Here is an 18,719-nt window from a genome sequence, read left to right on the forward strand (position 1 = left end):
GGGAAGTTATTCAGTTGCGCAACAGCAAGCTGAAAGTATGCAAACCGGTGAATGCCCAAAACGTCAGACAGTGAGCCTTCGAACCGTCGTTGGTTTGCATGGGCCCCATACTACTCACGATCAAAACGCCTTCGCTGTGAAAGCTTGTGAAACGTTTCGCTTACAGGGTGTGAAAGGTTTGGCTCAACCTGGCAGTGAGAAAAACTCATGCATCTGAGGCCGTTGAACTTTTTTAAAAAAATCCATACACGCAAAAGACCCAGTGTTTACGGGCCTCTGGCGGCATCACTTGAACAGTTTGCGAACTTTCAACCCCTGGTTGAGTGTTCGATCCGGGACGTTCTCAGCGCTAATTTCGCGACCACTTCACATTTTTCGCTAATAGCCTTTTGCCCAACTTTGCGGATACTTCCATTTGTAACAAAAGCGACTTGATCATCGCGTTTGATAGCTCGGCGCGAGTGGCCTTAATCCCCGCGAGCAACTAATTGCCTGCGCCGAATTAGTACAGTTGCACTAATAGCCGAAATCATTAGTGCGCAGGCCCTGATATATGAAAGAACTTCCAGGTGATCATTTATGCCAGCGATCCCAAGTAGTCGGGACCCTGTTGACACCCCGGGCACAGACGGCTCGCAGAAAAAATTCGAAACCGCGTTGGGTATGCACAACAGCTGACCGACAGGTGTCGCACCAGCGCTAGTGTGGCAAGCGGCTTTGTTATGGCGAGCAGAGTTGTTGTGGCAAGCGGCTTGTTGTGGAGAGCGGGCTTGCCCCGCGTTGGGGCGCGAAGCGGCCCCTCCTACAAACACCGCATTCTTTCAGGCAAACCGCGTAACGGGTTTTGGGGCCGCTGCGCAGCCCAACGCGGGGCAAGCCCGCTCGCCACTGCAAGCCCGCTCGCCACAACGGGCCTGCGCCCACAGTTTTATCTCGGCCCAGGAACAACTGACCGACAGGTGTGACAACCAGCGTTATCGTGGCAAGCGGCGTTGTTGTGGCGAGCGGGCTTGCCCCGCGTTGGGGCGCGAAGCGGCCCCTCGTGCAAACACCGCATTCTTTCAGGCAAACCGCGTAGCCGGTTTTGGGGCCGCTGCGCAGCCCAACGCGGGGCAAGCCCGCTCGCCACAAGCAAGCCCGCTCGCCACTGCAAGCCCGCTCGCCACAACGGGCCCGCTCGCCGCAACAGGCCTGCTTGCCACGACGAGCCCGCGCCTACAGTCTTAGGTTTGCGGCGTACAGCTGATCGCGCTCAGGTCCAGGTGCCCGTCCTTCAGCGGTGGGCACCAGTAGTACCCGCCCGTCAACGGCTTACTGATGCGATACAGCCCATCCACTATCCCGTCTTCCAGCCCGCTCATGCGCCGCAGTTGCGCTTCAAATGCATCAAAGGAATGCCCAAACGCAAGAAACATCAACCCCGCCTGACCGTTCTCGGCCCAAGGCATCGAGCGGCGCACCACAAAGGCTTCCGGGGTGAAACTTTCCTGCGCGGTGCGTTTGGTATGCGCGGACTCGGGTGCATCGTCCAGCTCTTCGTTATCGCCATGGCGGCGGCCGATGATGTGGTCGCGCTCTTGCGCAGGCAACGCGGCAAAACCGTCGAGGTCGTGCTGCCACTGCTGGATCGCGGCAAAGCTGGCGCCGTTGTCGGTCATCGCGGCTTCGACCGCGGCGTCGTCGTGGGGGTTTTCAGTGCCGTCTTCATAGTCGGTCAAATCGAAGCCGGTCTTGTAGCGGAAACCTTCGGTCATCTGCACCAGGCGAAAGGCCGGCGCCAGGGCCTTTTCAACACTGCGGCTGCGCAACAGCAGCTCACCGCGATCCACACCATGCAGCCATACCCACAGCGCCTGCTGGGTGGAGGGGTTATGCGCGCCCGGGCCGCTGACGACAGGGAACGCGCGCAAGCCGTCAATGGTTGCGCCCAGTGCAGTCACCAGCGGCTCACCCAAACCCACCACCGCGGCCGAATCCGTCAACTGCACCAGCGCGTCCAACGCGGCGGGTACGGCTGCCAGGCAATCCACGGCAAAAAACAGATGGCGTGCCTGCAAGGGCACCGGTGCGGCAAGAATGCCCGGCTGGTACTGACTCATGTGAACTCCTTCAAGAAAGCCGCGTAGTTTAACCGCCGCACGCCTGCTTTTGCTCAGGCTTTTCCAGATCAGCGGGGCCAGAACCAATTGCGCCTTCAACTGCGTCCAGCCCTTGGGCGTAACCCGTACCGCGCGGGAATCTTTCGAGCGGCGCAACCAACCGGCTTCGCACATCGCGCTGAGCAACTGCACGCCCAACGCCCGGCCAGATGGTTGTAGCAGCACCGGCCAAAGCGCAGCGCCTGAGCCTCGCGACTTTGGGGTTTGAGCGCTATCGCCGACACAGGCGCAATCGCGCTGAGGCCGGATTCGCCGCCGGCACCCTCAACACCGCGCGACAAATCGGCGCAGCGCTGGGCGTGGCGCCGGCAGGGACGCTGCTGTAATGCGTCTGGCGCTTGCCACACAGCCCTTGGATGGGTGACTCTCTAGTCATGTTTTGCAACTATTCCAGGGGTAGCGACATGACCACCAGTAACCTGCTCGCCCAGCTGTTTCCGACCTGCGCCGCCGATATTCCCGAGCAATTTCGCCTGGCGGCGCCCATTGAACAGCGTGATTACCTGGTCGACGGCCAGTTGCAGGTGTGGAACGGCCCTTTGGCCCAGGTACTGAGCCCGGTGCAATTGGGCGATGAGCGCGTGCATATCGGCAGCACGCCACTGCTGGACGCCGACACCGCACTGACCGCCCTCGACGCCGCCGTGCGCGCCTACGACCGAGGCCAGGGCGAATGGCCGACGATGCGCGTGGCCGAGCGCATCCAGCATGTGGAAGCCTTTTTGCGGCGCATGCGCGAACAGCGTGACGCGGTGGTCAAGCTGCTGATGTGGGAGATCGGCAAGAACCTCAAAGACTCGCAGAAAGAATTCGACCGCACCTGCGACTACATCACCGACACCATCAATGCCCTCAAGGAACTCGACCGCCGCAGCAGCCGCTTCGAGCTGGAACAGGACACGCTTGGGCAAATCCGCCGCGTACCGCTGGGCGTGGCGCTGTGCATGGGGCCTTACAACTACCCGCTGAACGAGACCTTCACCACGCTGATCCCGGCGCTGATCATGGGCAACACCGTGGTGTTCAAGCCGGCCAAGCTTGGCGTGCTGTTGATTCGCCCGCTGCTGGAGGCGTTCCGTGACAGCTTTCCGGCCGGGGTGATCAACGTGATCTACGGCAGTGGCCGTGAAACCGTCAGTGCGCTGATGGCCAGCGGCAAGATCGATATCTTCGCGTTCATCGGCACCAACAAGGCCGCCAGCGACTTGAAAAAGCTGCACCCCAAACCACACCGTCTGCGCGCGGCCTTGGGCCTGGATGCGAAAAACCCTGGCATCGTGCTGCCCGAGGTGGACCTGGACAATGCAGTCAACGAAGCCGTTACCGGCTCGCTGTCGTTCAACGGTCAGCGCTGCACTGCGCTGAAAATCCTGTTTGTGCACGAAGATGTCGTCGAGCGCTTTATCGAGAAATTCAACACCAAGCTGGCGACGCTGAAACCCGGCATGCCGTGGGAAGACGGCGTCTCGCTGACGCCGCTGCCGGAAGTCGGCAAGGTCGATTACCTCAACGCGCTGGTGGCCGATGCGGCGCAGCATGGCGCCAAGGTGGTGAATGCCAATGGCGCAACCAGCCGCGGTTCGTTCTTCTACCCGGCGGTGCTGTACCCGGTGAACCCGCAGATGCGCGTGTACCACGAGGAGCAGTTCGGGCCAGTGGTGCCGATCGTGCCTTATCGTGACCTGGGCACGGTGATCGACTACGTGCTGGACTCGGACTTCGGTCAACAACTGAGTATCTTCGGCACCAATGCCGTGGAGGTCGGGCGCCTGGTAGATGTGTTTGCCAACCAGGTGGGCCGTATCAACATCAACGCCCAGTGCCAGCGTGGCCCGGACACGTTCCCGTTCAACGGCCGCAAGAACTCGGCCGAGGGCACGTTGTCGGTACATGACGCGTTGCGCGTGTTCTCGATCCGCACGCTGGTGGCGACCAAGTTCCAGGAGAGCAACAAGGCGCTGGTCAGCGATATCCTGCGCAACCGTGACTCAAGCTTCTTGACCACCGACTACATTTTCTAACGATGGCGCAGTTCACAATGTGGGAGCGGGCTTGCTCGCGAAGGCGCTGGATCAGTCAACGATGTTTCGACTGACACTGCGCACTCGCAAGCCAGCCCGCTCCCACCCTTTAGACCGCGTTCGCACTGACTACTGAGGCCACGTTTATACCGATGAACCTGCATTTGCCCGCGTTCGCCCGGCGCCTGCTGCGCCCCTTGCTCGACCCCTACCGCCGCTATCGCCATGCCAAGCTGATCCACGCCGTGCGCGTGTCCATCGGTTTGCTGGCCACCATTTTGCTTACCACCGGCATCAACCTGCCGCACGGCGAGTGGGCCTCGGTGACCATGCTGATCGTGATCGGCGGTTTGCAGCACCACGGCAATATCGGCAAAAAGGCTGTGGAGCGTGCTTACGGCACCTTGATCGGCGCCAGCGTCGGCTTGTTGCTGGTGGTGCAACAGGCCTATTTCGGCCAGCCGCTGCTGACTTATCTGTTGATGTCGGTGGTGTGCGGGTTCTTTTCCTATCACGCCATCGGCAAGGGCGGTTACATCGCGCTGTTGTCGGCGATCACGGTGTTTATCGTGGCGGGGCACGGGGATAATCCGATATCCGACGGCTTGTGGCGCACCGTCGACATTCTGATCGGCATCGTGTTGGCGCTGGCGTTCTCCTTCGCCCTGCCGCTGTACGCGGTGTACTCGTGGCGCTACAACCTGGCCAGCGCGTTGCGTGACTGCGCGCAAATCTATAGCCGAATCATCAGCGGCCAGTCGGTCACCGATGATGAACACTTGAAGCTGCTCAACCGCTTGAATGCGGCAATGCTGCAGTTGCGCTCGTTGATGCCGTCGGTGTCCAAGGAAGTGCGCATCTCCATGACCGAACTGGATGCGATCCAACGGCATCTGCGCATGTGCATCAGCACCCTGGAGATTCTCGGCAATACCCGGCCCGACCCGCGCGATGAACAGGCGATGGCGCGGATGCAGGTGATGTTGAAGGCGGAGCACCGGCAGATTCGGGTGCAGTTAGTGGGCATGGCGCGGGCATTGAAGCTGGGGTTTACCGAGCGGCTGGAACGGCCTGCCACGCACACAACGGATGACGAGGCGTTGGAAGCGCCGGTACAGAATGCGCTGGACGGATATCGGTTATTGACGTTGCAACTGGCGGCGAATGTGGATGCCATGCGCCAGCGGTTGGCCAAGACGGCGAGTCACTGGAAGATTTGACGAGAATGCAAAAGGGGCAGCGTACGGTTAAGTAGCGCTGTCCCGACGCACGCTCAAGCATGACGGATGATCAGGTCAGACGGGTGATGCGCACCGAATTGACGATAAAGTCATTGCCACCCTCCGCACCACTGCCGCCGCCTTTGGCCTGGTAGTTATAAAGCACAACTTCCGCACCGCCCATACTGCCGACAAACTCGGCATCCAGCACATACCATTGCTGCCGAGGTATGGAGACTGGGCCTTTGAGGGTTTGCCCAGCCACAAATATAGCCAGGAGCGGGTCGTTATAACCCGACTGATTATAAATAGTTGCATCAACCCGATAACGGTGAGCGCTATTGAAATTACGCACCGCATTGAACAAGACACCCGCGTTCGATGCCGGCCAGAGTGCGGTGACAACTTGAAAGCCTGTGCCTGACATGTAACCACCCGCCGCACCTGCACCGGTACTCCAGGGCCCATAGCTTCCACCCGGAAAGTTGGATACAGCGTCCGTCCACGAATCGTTAATTATGTAGCTCGCTGTTGGAAACACTACGGCTCGCCATTTGTCCGTGCCGCCATCGTAGGCCACTCGAGTCTCAATCTGAAACCTGAAGTTCCTCGGCAGCGCTGCCAAAACATTACGCAGCACTGCCTGATTCACCAGGCCATTTATCGCATCGTGAGTCGTGACCACATAATCCGTCAGCACCTCCTGCAATCGCCCCTCTCCCGTCAACGTCATCCATACACGCTGACCTGCTTTACTTAACGGCCATTGACTCAACGACAACTGAGCATTGCCCGCGAAGTTGTTCAAGTCGATGACCGTTCCATTGGCTTGATGATTAATTGTGGGTGTCGGCAACAGGGCTGGCGCAATTGCACCGACTGTGACGGTTTGAACGGTTGACTGAGCTGTTCTTCCAGCCCGTTGAATCGAATACTGCAACTGCACCCGGCTATTGACACTGTTATGCAGCACTTGAGCCGCCGTCAGATCGAACACTACGGTGCCACTCGCATGACCACTCAGGGTTGTTTGATATTGACTGCCATCCTGATAAATCCAACTCAGTGTGATGCTGTCCGTGGCGAGCATGCCAGGGTATTTAACCGTCACACCGGTGTTGTATTGAATGGCCAACGGGTCAACTGTCGTCGCTTGCGCAGTGTTTGAAGCGCCGTTGAGTGTTGGGTAGGGCAACACCTCGGGAGTCGGTGTGCCTACCACCCTGACCACAGTGGTGCCCGACCGTCCCAGTAGCGAGCCCGTGCCGGTTTGCCACTCGAACCTCAGGCTGACCGTGGCATCCGTCAGCGCGCTGAGCACGTCGTTGCCGATAGGAATGGTCTCCCCTCGCAGGTTTCTGTCGGTGACCGCCGGCAAACGAAGCGTACGGGTTGACTCGCCATACTCGGTCACCTGGGTGATCACCACTGTGAGCACAACGCGGTTGCTCGGGCTCGGTGTCGGCGTCTTGCGTGGCAACGCGACCAGCGCCGCAAACCGTGCCGCGCTGAACTGGTCCAGATCGACGACGGAGACTTCGACTTCGTTGACCGTGAAGATCGGCGGATCAAGCAGGCTGGGGTCCAGTTCGCTGTTGAGGATGTAGGGTCGGGAATACGCGTACTTCTCGCCGGAGGTGTTGTTCACCACATCGCGCACCATAAATTGCACACCCACCGGGCCGTACGGGTTGCCCGCCTGGATAACCGAAGGGCTGATGAAAACCCTGATCGGCCCCGGCCCGGCAGCCTCGTCGGGGCTGACCACATGGTCCATGGTCGTGGCGCCGTAGGCGACGGTGATGGTGTCGTTCTTGCGGATGTTTTCGTACTTGGTAATCAGGCACCACAGCCCGCTTGTGATATTGGTCGGATTAAGGATCGCACCCGCCGGGAACCCCTCAACCGACAGGATCAAGCCTCTGTGGAATTGTTCGGATGCCCAGAACGTGAGGCCACCGGGACGCTTGGTCTTCACCAGGTAAGTTTCAGGCATGGAGCGCAGTAATTGCCCGCTGGCAGCGCGCTTGACCTGGCCGAACACCGGGAATTCGCCTTCCGGAATTTTGGTCTTGGGGATGGACAGGTTGTAGCGATCAGTCACTTTGGTGACGATGGCCGAGGCCACCGCAATGCTCGAGTCCCGCCAGTAGATCGCGTAAAGATCGTTGACCGTGGCCGCGTACCAGTTCTCGAAGGTAAAGAGCGCATTGGGGTCGGTTTCGCGCTGACCCAGCCCCCACTTCGCGGTTTCCGGGTACAGGGCCTCAGCCAGTGAAACAGACGGATAGACCGAATACGGCGGCGGTGAGAGTTCTTCAGTGGGGGTGGTCATGGCCATCACCTTGCTGGGTTGGGACGCGCGCAAATGGCGCGACGGGCAAGGTCGATGAAGCGCTCGGAACAGTCATCGAATCTACTGTCAGAACTGACAGTAGCGACAAATGGTAGAGACCGTTTTACGGCGTCAGGGAGCCGCCAGGCCGGCAAGTCGTTGCAAGCGTTAACGAAAAAGGGACAGCCTGCGTTGACGCAGTGCTGTCCCATGCACGTCCTGTGTGTGTTACGTGAGACACCAAAGACTTTAAACCGGGACGAAACTCACACTGTCCGAGCCGTTATTGACGACCAGGGCTACGCCGGCGGCGGGCGAGAAGGCTATGTTTGCAGCGTTGCTGAACCCGGTGAGGCGTTTAGTAACCTGGTTTGTGTTGGTGTTGATGATGTACACCGAATCGCGATTGGACCCAATGCCGCCAGGGCCCACGCCGCCCACCCAGAGTTCCGGAGCATTCGGGTTTCGCGTGATGCCCCACGCCCAATTGATACCCGTGATTTTCTGGATGATGACGTTACTCATAAGGTCCACAACCAGGACGCCATCAACATCACTGACATAGGCGTAGCGCGCCGGCGTGCCTGCACTGAAGGCAATTTGCACGGGCCGATTGGTACCGCTGATTCTCGCCACGAGCGCATTGCGGGTACCGGCGCTGATGATATCCAACACCGAGGCTGAAGCGACGAGCACCTGTGTTTGTTCCGGATTGACCGCCACGCCGAACGGGTTCACCCCAACGGAGACCCGACCCAGAACGGCGCCCGAGGCGGCATCATGGACGGACACGAAGGAATTTCGGGTGCAGGCAACAAACAATCGCGAACCATCCGCCGTAATGGCGAGCCCCGAAAGGTCGTTGCCGCCCGCGATCTGAACTGTCGAAAGGATCCTGTACGTGGAGGTATCAACGACGGTGTAACTTGACCCATCAAAATTGCCCACATACAGACGCCGGTTGTCTGGACTGAGCACCGACAGGAACGCCGAGTTCACATTGAAGAGGGTGTAAATGACTTTACGCGCCTTGATATCAATCACTGAAACCGAATGGCTAAACTGACAGGTTACAAAAGCCCGCAGCCCATCGCTGGTGATACTGATCCCGTGGGGGGCCATCCCGACGTCAACCGTCTCGGTCAACCCGCCGCCCTGGGCTTGAAACGTCAGCTCCTGAATAGCCGAAGATTGTGTCTTGGTCCCCGTCGTCACCTCATAAGACAGCTTGATGAGCTGGCCTGGGCTTTGCGCGAGAATTTGCGCGCTGATGGAAAACAGCACCAGGCCACTGCTGACCCCGGCCTGCACAGGAATACTGGCGACAGTGCCATCGGCAAAGGTCCATTTGAGCCTGATTATCTGCGCTTCAGTCATGCCCTGATACGCCACGGCCACAACGGCGCCACTCGGATAGTTGCTGGCGAGGACAATCTGGGGCCCCGTTTTGTTATCGAAAGCCGGCGCCAGCAGCCGCAACGCTGGCGTACCGACCACTTGAACCACACTGGTGCCAGAGCGATTGAGCACCACTCCCCAGCGGTTTGCCACTCAAAGCTCAGGCTGATCTTGGCCTCCATCAACGAGCTGAATACGCCGTTGCCGATGGGAATGCTCTCGCCCCGCAGGTTTCTGTCGGTCACCGCCGGCAAGCGAATTGTTCGGGTTGACTCGCCGTACTCGGTAACCTGGGTGATCACCAATATGAGCACCACACGGTTGCTCGGGCTCGGCGTCGGCGTCTTGCGCGGCAAGGTGACCAGCGCCGCGAAATGTGCCGCGCTGGACAGATCCAGATCAACGACGGAGGCTTCGACGTCGTTGACCGTGAAGATCGGCGGGTCCAGCAGGTTGGGGTCCAGTTCACTGTTGAGGATGTAGGGCCGGGAATAGGCGTACTTCTCGCCGGAGGTGTTGTTCACCACATCGCGCACCATAAACTGCACGCCTACCGCGCCGTACAGGTTGCCCGCCTGGATAACCGACGGGCTGATAAAAACCCGGATCGGCCCCGGCCCGGCAGCCTCGTCGGGGCTGACAACATGGTCGATGGTGGTGGCGCCGTAGGCGACGGTGATGGTGTCGTTCTTGCGGATGTTTTCGTACTTGGTAATCAGGCACCACAACCCGCCGGTAATGTTGCCGGGGTTAAGGATCGAACCCGCCGGGAACCCCTCAACCGACAGGATCAAGCCTCTGTGGAATTGCTCCGCAGCCCAGAACGTGAGGCCTCCGGGACGCTTGGTTTTGACCAGGTAGGTTTCAGGAAGGGAGCGCACCAATTGACCGCTGGCAGCGCGCGTGACCTGGCCGAACACCGGGAATTCACCTTCCGGAATCTTGGTCTTGGGGATGGCCAGGTTGTAGCGATCAGCCACCTTGGTGACGACGGCCGAGGCCACCGCAATACTCGAATCGCGCCAGTAGATCGCGTAAAGATCGTTGACGGTGGCCGCGTACCAGTTCTCGAAGGTAAAGAGCGCGTAGGGGTCGGTTTCGCGCTGGCCCAGGCCCCAGGTCGCGGTTTCCGGGTAAAGCGCCTCAGCCAATCGGACAGCAGGGTAGACCGAATAAGGGGGTGGAGACAGTTCTTCAGTGGGAGTGGTCATGGCCATACCTTGCTGGTTTAGCGCGCTGAAACGGCGCGACGGGCAAGGTGAATGAGGCGCTTGGGGCAGTCATTGAATCTACTGTCAGAACTGACAGTTGCGACGAATGGTAGGCTTGCAGGAAAAATCCGACAGGCAACAACAGGATCGACAATCTGTTGTTACCCACCCATTTTCTTACATTTTTTTCACGATTTATTCACATCCGCAGACGTAGGGTGAAGCCTCATCCGTTACAAACGTTGCACATCAAGCCCGCCGCCCCAGCGGGCTTTTTTTTGCCCTGAATAAAGGCTTATCGCGCGGCCTTGGTCGCGGGCGCAACCGCTTGTTCACGAATGGCGCGCTGGGTATCCAGCACCTTGGCCAACGCGGTTTCAGCCTCAGCGCTTTGCTGCGGCACACGAATCGCGGCCGACACCAGGGTGATCAATTTGGCCATTACCTCGGCATCCGTGGCCGGGCGGCCCAGGCTCATGGAGTTCATCAGCAGGCGCAGTTCCGTCCCCGCCATCACCCCGGAAATCGCCTTGAGGGCAAATTGCAGGCGCACACCCAACTCATTGCGGGGCAGGTCCGGCAAGGCCAGCGCAAACGCTTCGAAAAAACGCTGAAACACCGGCTGGTAATGAACCTTGAGGTATTCCTGGATAAACGGCGAGGTGTCGCTGTAAACCCGACCCAGGAAGCGAATGAATGAGCGCCCTTCCCCGCTGGCCGGGTCACTGCGCTCCAGGCCCATGGCCGGGGCGAACAGCACGCCAAGCAAGGTATCGCAATCGAGAGGCCCATCGGATTCGGCTTCACAGCGCGCGAGCAGTTCCAGGCGCTGCTCGTTGAGCGGCTCCAGGCGCTGCATCAGCAGGGTTTTCATCAGGGAATCCTTGTCCCCGAAGTGGTAGTTCACGGCGGCCAGGTTCACCTGGGCGCGCTCGGTAATCTGCCGGAGCAGAACGGCGTCGTAGCCGTACTTGATGAAGAGAGCCTCTGTCGCATCCAGCAGTCGAGTCTTGGTAACGTTTGGAGCGCTGAGTTTCTTCGCGACCATAGGAGTTCCACGGGGGAAATATTGTTTTAAAAAATAATTTGATTTTTTATACCGGGGCGGCCCTTCGAAAGCAAGTACTGACACTGCGCTATCCATCTAAAAGCCTGTATAACCGGGACTTCTGCGACTTGCCGAAGGGATCGTGAGTCGCCTGAACGCTTGCGCGATAAAATCGTTTCAAAGGGTAAAACCGCTCTACATCCATGGCTGGCGAAGCGCATGGAACGCGGTTACTATTCAAACAATATTTTAAAAACAAGAAATAAAACCAGTCCGTGACGCGTACCAGGCAGCTCCCGAACTTGTTACAAGGATTTACCGGGCGCAAGCGGCACCGTCGAGACTGCAGGCGTAGTCATGATGACAGAGACCCCCGCGCACCCAGGCTTGATCTCCCTGCAAGGCATCGGCAAACGCTATCAGCTTGCCGGCCAGGAACTGAACATCCTCAATGATGTGTGCCTGTCCATCGCCAGCGGCGACAGTTGCGGCATTCTCGGCGCCTCTGGCTCCGGCAAAAGTACCCTGCTCAATATCCTCGGCCTGTTGGATTTGCCCAACTGCGGCCAGTACCACTTCGCCGGCCACGATATTTTCAGCGCCAGCCCCGATGAGCTGGCGGCGATCCGCAACCAGCAGATCGGTTTCGTGTTCCAGAGCTTCAACCTGCTGCCGCGCCTCAGTGCCCTGGACAACGTCGCCCTGCCCTTGAGTTACCGCGGCGTGTCGCGCCACGAGTCGGTGGAACAGGCGTTGCGCATGCTGGAACAGGTCGGCCTGGCCGAGCGCGCCCACCATCGCCCCGCCGACCTCTCCGGCGGCCAGCGTCAACGCGTGGCAATTGCGCGTGCGCTGGTCGGCAAACCCTCGGTGATTCTTGCCGACGAACCCACCGGCAACCTCGACAGCACCACGGCCCAGGAGATCATGGATCTGCTTCTGGGCCTCAACCGCGAGCAGCAAGTGACCCTGATCATCGTCACCCATGACCCGCATATCGCCGAGCGCCTGGAGCGCAAGATCCTGGTGCGCAATGGCGTGGTGCATGAGGCCGGGCGCCTATGAGCTTGCGGGTCGAGCAGAGCCTGAGCCAACTGCTGCACGAAGCGTTCGTGAGCCTGCGCACCCTGGGCAAGCGCTCGGTCCTGGCGCTGCTGGGCATCGTCATCGGCAGTTCATCGGTGGTGGCCTTGATCAATATCGGCCATAACGCGGCGGTGGATGCCGCGATGATTTTCAAGGACATGGGCACCGACACCCTGGTCGCCCAGTTTCCGCCCAAAGGCAACAGCAGCGCCCCGATGCGCGCCAGCCTCGACCTTGAGGCCGTGCGCGACACCGTGCCGGGCATTGCCCATATCGGGGCCCTCAGTGTGTTTGGTGGCCCCATCGTGTTCCACGGCCGCACGGCTAACGCCAACCTGGTCGGCACCACAGCCGATATCAAGGACGCCATGCGCCTGGTGGTGCGCGACGGGCGATTTCTTTCGCCTTTCGACGCCAGTGAGACCTACGCCGTGATCGGCGACCAGCTCGCTCAGGCCCTGGGTATGCCGGGCGATCCGCTGAAACCGGGCGACCGCATACGCATCAACGACTACCTGTTTCTGGTAGTGGGCATCCTGCACAACCAGGCCCGCGCCATGCTTATGCCAGTGCAGGCCAACGAATCGCTGTTCATCCCCGCCGAAGGCATGCGCCGCATCTACCCGACGCCGCAGATCGGCAACGTGATTATCCGCGCCACGCCGGGCCAGGACATGGAACGCATCGCCCGCGACGCCTCCAGCGCCTTGAAACGCCAGCTCACCGACCACGATGTCGACATCCAGGTGCCCCAGCAAATGATCGATGGCATGACCCGGCAGAGCCGCACGTTCGCCTATTTGTTGCTGGCGCTGGGTGCGATCTCGCTGGTAGGCGGCGGCGTCGGTGTGATGAACGTGATGCTGATGAATGTCTCGGAGCGCCGCCGTGAGATCGGCATCCGCATGGCCCTGGGTGCGCGTCAGCGTGATATCCGCAACCTGTTCCTGCTCGAAGCCGTGACCCTGACGGCCGTCGGCGCACTTTGCGGCGCGGTGCTGGGCATGAGCGCTGCCTGGCTCTACGCCTGGCTGTCGGGCTGGGCGTTTGCCCTGGCCGCCGCCGCCCTGCCCCTTGGGGTGGGCAGTACGTTGCTGGTGGGCTTGTTCTTTGGCATTTACCCGGCGGTGTCCGCCTCGCGGCTGCAGCCGGTGGAGGCCTTGCGTGATGAATAAATGGCCGCTGTTACTGCTGATCGTAAGCCTGCCGGCCATGGCTGGCGACGTGGTGATCAACCCGTCCGCCCCCAGCAGCACCCGCAGCGGTTACGAGCGCGGTGTGTCGTTGAATGCCCAGGTCACCACCCTGACCCTGGGTGATGCGGTGTACCTGGGCTTGCGCAACAACCCGGCGATCCGCAGCGCGTACCTGCAACGGGTGGCGCAGAAGTTCGACCTGCGCGTGGCCGAAGATGTGTTCAACCCCAAGCTCACGCTCAACAGTTATTACCGCCAAAGTCGCGGCACCGCCGATAACTCACGCAATGCCAACCTGGCCCCGAACGCCACCTTGCTCGGCGAATACGGCACGCGGCTGAGCATGGCTTGGACCCAGCAACTGAACAACGCCGATCGCGCCGGCCGCTACCGCAGTGACGGCCTCGACCTGGCGCTCATCCAGCCGCTGGCGCGCGGCGCCGGCTGGGACGCCACCACCGCGCCGCTGCGCCTGTCGCGCCTGTCGGAACAGGCCAATCGGCTCAACCTCAAGGCTACCGTGGCGCAGACCATCAGCCAGATCATCGCCACCTACCGCGAACTGCTGCGCGCCCAGGAGCAGTTGAGCATCGGCCAGGACGCGCTCAAACGCTCCAACACGCTGCTGGAGGTGAACAAGGCATTGATCAGCGCAGGCCGCATGGCCGAGTTCGAAATCGTGCAGACCGAAGCCGACATCGCCACCCAACAACTCGGCGTCGAAGAAGCGCAGAACCAGCTCGATACCAGCCGCCTGGCCCTGCTGCGCCTGTTGGCACTGGATCTGTCGACGCCCATCCGCGCCAGCGAGGCGCTGGAGGCCAGGCCAATGACCATCGACAAGCGCCAGGCCTTCAACCTGGCGCAGACCCAACAGCCGGAATACCTCGCCGCCCTGCTGGGCAGCCAGCAGGCCGACCTCAACCTGGTGATCGCCAAGGATTCCGGGCGCTGGCAGGTCGACCTGGTAGCCGGGGCCAACCAGATCCGCGATGCCTACAGCAACAACGACAACGGCAATGGCATCGGCAACGGCAACAACCGCACGTGGAACAGCTACGCTGGCGTGCAGGTGCAAATCCCCATCGGTGACATCAGCACGCGACAGGCCGAAGTGCGCGCGCGGGTCAACGTAGAGGACCAGGAGATCCGTATCACCGATGCGCGTCAGGAGCTGGAACGCAACGTCAATGACGTGGTGCGCGACCTCGGCACCCGCTGGCGCCAATATGAAATCTCCCAGCGCGCTGTCGAACTGTCGCGGCGCAAGATCGAAATCGAACGGGAAAAACTCAGTGCCGGGCGCTCCACCAACTTTCAGGTGTTGAGTTTCGAGACCGACCTGCGCAACGCCGAGAACGCGCAGCTCAATGCACTGATCGCTTATTTGAACGCCCAGACCCAGCTCGACCTGACGCTGGGCATGACGCTGGAAAGTTGGGAAATCGCCCTCAATGACTACTGATAAAAAACGCCTGCTGGGCGCTGTATTGGTCGTGCTGCTGACCGGCGCAGGCATTGCCGTGCTCAGCCATCGCAGTGACGCCGGGCAAGCCCAGACGGCCGAGCAGTGGCTGGCGGTGAAACCCGACGCACTCGTGCACCAGATCGGCCTGGTGGGCAAGATCGAACCCGAGTCCACCGTCACCCTGACGGCGCCGTTCGACGGCAACGTGCTGGACAACCTGGTCGAGCAAGGCCAGCGTGTCGACGCCGGCCAGGTGCTGCTGCGCATGGACCCGGCCACCCTCGAGGTGCAGCTGCGCGACGCGTTGTCCGCCCAGCTCAAGGCCCGGCGCACCGTGCAAGAAATGCAAGACTGGGACAGCAGCCCCGCGGTCAGCCGTGCGCGCCGCAGCCTGCGCACTGCCGAAATGACCGCCGGCAACACCCAGCGCAAACTCACCGAAAGCGAAAACCTGTTCAAGCGCGGCATCATCCCGCGCAACGAACTGGACGACCTCAAACAACAGACTCAGCAGCAGCAACTGGACCTCGCCTCGGCCCGCAGTGAACTGCAGCAGGCGCAGAGCCAGGGCCAGGGCGAATACAAGCAGATCGCCGACATGGAACTGATCAATGCCACGGTCAAGTACGACGCCCTGCACAAACTGCTCGATGGCAAGGAGGTCAAGGCGCCGTTCTCCGGCATCGTGGTGCCCGCCCCCGGCAGCAATACGTCGACGCCAGGCGGTGGCAACAATAACGCGCCGGTGCAGGCCGGCAGCAAAGTCAGCCAGGGCCAGGTGCTGTTCGGCCTGGCGAACATCGAACGGCTGAAAATCGTCGCCAAGGTGTCGGAGCTGGACATCAACCAGCTGCACCAGGGCCAGGCGGTGGAGGTGATGGGCGATGGCTTCGACGGTGAGCGGCTGACCGGCTCCGTGAGTGTGGTCAGTGGCTTGGCGATTGCCAGCGACAGCCAGGGCAGCGCGCAGTTTCCGGTGACGTTGTCGATTCCCAAACTGACACCGCAGCAATTGCAACGCGTGCGGCTGGGCATGAGTGCGCGGTTGACCATCGTCACCTACAACAACGCGCAGGCGATTGTGATTCCCAGCCAGGCGATCAACCGCGCTGACATGACCGTGGAGTACCGCGCGACGATGGATCAACCGGTGGAACGGGTGAAGGTCACCACCGGGCAGTCGACCGCGCAGGGGGTGGAAGTGTTTGGCCTCAAGCCTGGTTTCGTGAAGATTGGAAGTTGAAAGCCGATCAACTGTGGGAGCGGGCTTGTCGGATCGCCGCACCGCTGCGATGGCATCAACTGCTTATGGCTGATGTACCGAGTTGCCTGCATCGCAGGCAAGCCAGCTCCCACAGAAAAGCAGAGCACAGAAGTCTGCCGGCTGAACTCGCTCCCACATTAGATATTTGTCAGCTTCAACGCCAACGCCTTGGCCTGAATCGCCACGTCGGTCACCGCTGTGCTTTCCCACCACATCCCGCGCAACGGCGGGCCCATGGCGAACAGGCGCCGGCTGACATTGCCCTCGGCATCCAGTACAGCGCCCGACACGTCCGCCGCAATCCCCAACGCCAATGGCCCGGGCCGGATCAACCCACGCTTGAGCAACTGCTGGGGCAACGGCCGGGCCACGCGGCGCCAGTCGTACTCAATGCCACTGGAATTGATCAACGCCGCCCCCGACACCTGCGTCACCTCCTGCTCGCCGCGACGACGCACGCGGACAGTCACACCACCGTCCGAGGCCACCAGGCCCTTGAACGATGCTGCCTGAATGCGCAACCGCCCTTCGTCCTGCAACCGTGCCACCAATTGCGCGCTCAACGGCGGCGAACGGTGATGATGACTTTCCCACCACGGCCGTACATGGCGCACGAACTGGCGTTTTTCGACGTCGCTGGCCTGGCTCCACAAACGGGCAACATGCGCGCGCACGGTGTCCAGCGGCGCCTGCCAATCGATGCCTTGCTGCAGCGCACTGCGGCATTGGCGGCGCACCTCGCGCAGCAGTTGCCTGGGGCTGCGCAGACGATGGTCCTCGGCGAGAAAATCCACCCAGCCCGGGGGCTGGCGCCGTACATGCGGCAGCAGCCCGTGGCGCGAAAAAATCTCGATCGGGCCACGATGGCCGGCCTGCTCCAGCGAGACCACGGCGTCCACCATGGTCAACCCGGAGCCGATGATCAGTACCGTCGATTGCGGGTCGATCAGGGTCATCGCCTGCACATCCCACGGGTCCACGGCTGCCGCGTTCAAGCCGCTGGAGTCGGTCTGCGGCGTACGCGCGGCAGGAAACATGCCGGTGGCCAATACCGCGAAGGCGCCGCGCAGTTGCTGGCCGTTATCAAGTGTCAGCACTGTCGCGCTCTCGTCCACGTGCAGGTCGATGACCTCGCCACGCACATGCTCGACCGTCGAAGCCGACAACGCCTTGGCTTCGGCCAGCCGCTGCTGCGCGTACAGCCCAAAGATCCCGCGCGGCGGGAACAGCTCACTGATCGGCACCGCTTGCTGGTGCGCCTGCGGCCACCCACCGGCGCCGATGTAGTCGGTGAGCCATTGGGTCAGGTCGTCGGCGTTATCCGGGTCGACGCTCATGCGCGCGGCGTTGCCGTTCAAGGTGTGGCCCAGCTCGACCGCGCTGTAGGCTTCGCCTCGGCCCAGTTCAGCGCGGGGCTCAATCACCAGGATGCGACGCTGCCCAGGCAGGCGCAGCAATTGCACGGCCAACATCGTGCCGCTCAGGCCGCCGCCGATGATCAAGACATCAGCGTTGCGGGTGGATTCAGTCATGCACATCGCCCTTACTGTTTACCCAGATAAATATCGTGCAAATCGCCGCGCGCCCGTAGTTCAGCGGCGCTGCCACCCAAGACAACCCGCCCAGTATCCAGCACGTAGCCCTGGGACGCATAGGTGAGCGCGACGTTGATGTTCTGCTCGGCGATCAAAAAGCTCACCTGCTGCTCACGGTTGAGCTGGGCGATGATCGCGAAAATTTCCTGCACGATCATCGGTGCCAGGCCCATCGACGGCTCGTCGAGCAGCACCAGGGTGGGCCGCGTCATCAACGCGCGGCCGATGGCGACCATCTGCTGTTCGCCGCCGGAGGTCAGCCCGGCACGCGTGTGGCGCTTGGTCTTGAGGCGTGGAAACCAGGCGTAGATGCGTTCCAGGTCATGCTCCATGGCCTTGCGGCTCAGGCGCCGCACAAAGCCGCCACTGCGCAGATTGTCTTCGACCGTCAGCTGGCCGAACACATGCCGGCCCTCCAACACATGGACCATGCCCTCACGCACGCGCTGGCTGGGGTCGATGCCGGCAAGGTCGCGGCCGGCGTATTCGATCACGCCCCGGCTGACCTCGGCCCGTTCGGCACGCACCAGCCCCGAGATCGCCTTGAGCGTGGTGCTTTTGCCCGCGCCATTGGCGCCGAGCAAGGCAACGATGGCGCCCTTGGGCACGCTCAAGGACACCCCGGCCACCGCCAGGATTGCGCCGTCATAGATCACTTCGATGTCATCGACCGTCAACAGCGCTTGGCTGGCGGACTCGGCGGCGGGTTGGCTCATGA

General features: G+C 61.1%; 14 protein-coding genes. 7 read left to right on the plus strand and 7 right to left on the minus strand.

What is annotated here, in order from left to right; genetic code table 11:
* Positions 1–1,223: 1,223 nt before the first annotated feature.
* Positions 1,224–2,099: a Dyp-type peroxidase gene (locus tag AB5I78_RS17640; RefSeq protein WP_369303178.1), complete on the minus strand. Its 876-nt coding sequence runs from the start codon at positions 2,097–2,099 to the stop codon at positions 1,224–1,226.
* A gap of 209 nt (positions 2,100–2,308) precedes the next feature.
* Between AB5I78_RS17640 and AB5I78_RS17645 the strand changes: the two genes are divergently transcribed.
* The 3 genes from AB5I78_RS17645 (at position 2,309) to AB5I78_RS17655 (ending at position 5,400) form a co-directional block, all read left to right on the plus strand.
* Positions 2,309–2,485: a hypothetical protein gene (locus AB5I78_RS17645; RefSeq protein WP_178119721.1), complete on the plus strand. Its 177-nt coding sequence runs from the start codon at positions 2,309–2,311 to the stop codon at positions 2,483–2,485.
* Between the two features lie 78 nt (positions 2,486–2,563).
* Entirely contained in the window at positions 2,564–4,180 is a 1,617-nt protein-coding gene (locus tag AB5I78_RS17650; RefSeq protein WP_242199419.1) for an NADP-dependent glyceraldehyde-3-phosphate dehydrogenase, read from the plus strand.
* Between the two features lie 158 nt (positions 4,181–4,338).
* The gene (locus AB5I78_RS17655; RefSeq protein ID WP_369303192.1) at positions 4,339–5,400 is read left to right on the plus strand and encodes an FUSC family protein; all 1,062 of its coding nucleotides are present in this window, start codon (positions 4,339–4,341) and stop codon (positions 5,398–5,400) included.
* 70 nt (positions 5,401–5,470) lie between these two features.
* Here the strand turns inward: AB5I78_RS17655 and AB5I78_RS17660 are convergent, their stop codons facing one another.
* The 4 genes from AB5I78_RS17660 to AB5I78_RS17675 form a co-directional block, all read right to left on the minus strand.
* On the minus strand, positions 5,471–7,735 hold the full coding sequence (locus AB5I78_RS17660; protein WP_369303179.1) for a hypothetical protein: 2,265 nt from the start codon (positions 7,733–7,735) through the stop codon (positions 5,471–5,473).
* Between the two features lie 249 nt (positions 7,736–7,984).
* Entirely contained in the window at positions 7,985–9,112 is a 1,128-nt protein-coding gene (locus AB5I78_RS17665; protein ID WP_370003126.1) for a YncE family protein, read from the minus strand.
* Positions 9,109–10,344 carry a hypothetical protein gene (locus AB5I78_RS17670; protein ID WP_370003128.1) on the minus strand — a complete coding sequence of 412 codons (1,236 nt, stop codon included), beginning with the start codon at positions 10,342–10,344 and terminating at the stop codon, positions 9,109–9,111. Before AB5I78_RS17670 ends, AB5I78_RS17665 begins: the two co-directional genes overlap by 4 nt.
* Positions 10,345–10,639: 295 nt before the next feature.
* Positions 10,640–11,392: a TetR/AcrR family transcriptional regulator gene (locus AB5I78_RS17675; RefSeq protein ID WP_145164059.1), complete on the minus strand. Its 753-nt coding sequence runs from the start codon at positions 11,390–11,392 to the stop codon at positions 10,640–10,642.
* A 357-nt stretch (positions 11,393–11,749) separates the two neighbouring features.
* Between AB5I78_RS17675 and AB5I78_RS17680 the strand changes: the two genes are divergently transcribed.
* The 4 genes from AB5I78_RS17680 to AB5I78_RS17695 are packed head-to-tail and all read left to right on the plus strand — an operon-like array spanning position 11,750 to position 16,385.
* Entirely contained in the window at positions 11,750–12,457 is a 708-nt protein-coding gene (locus AB5I78_RS17680) for an ABC transporter ATP-binding protein (protein ID WP_262209178.1), read from the plus strand.
* Positions 12,454–13,653 carry an ABC transporter permease gene (locus AB5I78_RS17685; RefSeq protein WP_145164055.1) on the plus strand — a complete coding sequence of 400 codons (1,200 nt, stop codon included), beginning with the start codon at positions 12,454–12,456 and terminating at the stop codon, positions 13,651–13,653. The genes AB5I78_RS17680 and AB5I78_RS17685 overlap by 4 nt, the downstream gene beginning before the upstream one ends.
* Positions 13,646–15,139: a TolC family protein gene (locus AB5I78_RS17690; protein WP_369303181.1), complete on the plus strand. Its 1,494-nt coding sequence runs from the start codon at positions 13,646–13,648 to the stop codon at positions 15,137–15,139. The genes AB5I78_RS17685 and AB5I78_RS17690 overlap by 8 nt, the downstream gene beginning before the upstream one ends.
* Positions 15,129–16,385 (plus strand): efflux RND transporter periplasmic adaptor subunit, encoded by a 1,257-nt coding sequence (locus tag AB5I78_RS17695; protein WP_369303182.1) that lies wholly within the window; start codon positions 15,129–15,131, stop codon positions 16,383–16,385. The genes AB5I78_RS17690 and AB5I78_RS17695 overlap by 11 nt, the downstream gene beginning before the upstream one ends.
* Before the next feature lie 158 nt (positions 16,386–16,543).
* Here AB5I78_RS17695 and AB5I78_RS17700 read toward each other — a convergent pair whose 3' ends face one another.
* A complete protein-coding gene (locus AB5I78_RS17700; protein ID WP_369303183.1) occupies positions 16,544–17,938 on the minus strand; it encodes an FAD/NAD(P)-binding protein in 1,395 nt (464 codons plus the stop codon).
* An 11-nt stretch (positions 17,939–17,949) separates the two neighbouring features.
* Positions 17,950–18,717, minus strand: a complete 768-nt coding sequence (locus AB5I78_RS17705; RefSeq protein ID WP_262209163.1) for an ABC transporter ATP-binding protein — start codon at positions 18,715–18,717, stop codon at positions 17,950–17,952.
* Positions 18,718–18,719 lie beyond the last annotated feature (2 nt).

The sequence above is a fragment of the Pseudomonas sp. N2-3-1-14 genome (genome assembly GCF_041228395.1).
Taxonomy (GTDB): Bacteria; Pseudomonadota; Gammaproteobacteria; order Pseudomonadales; family Pseudomonadaceae; genus Aquipseudomonas.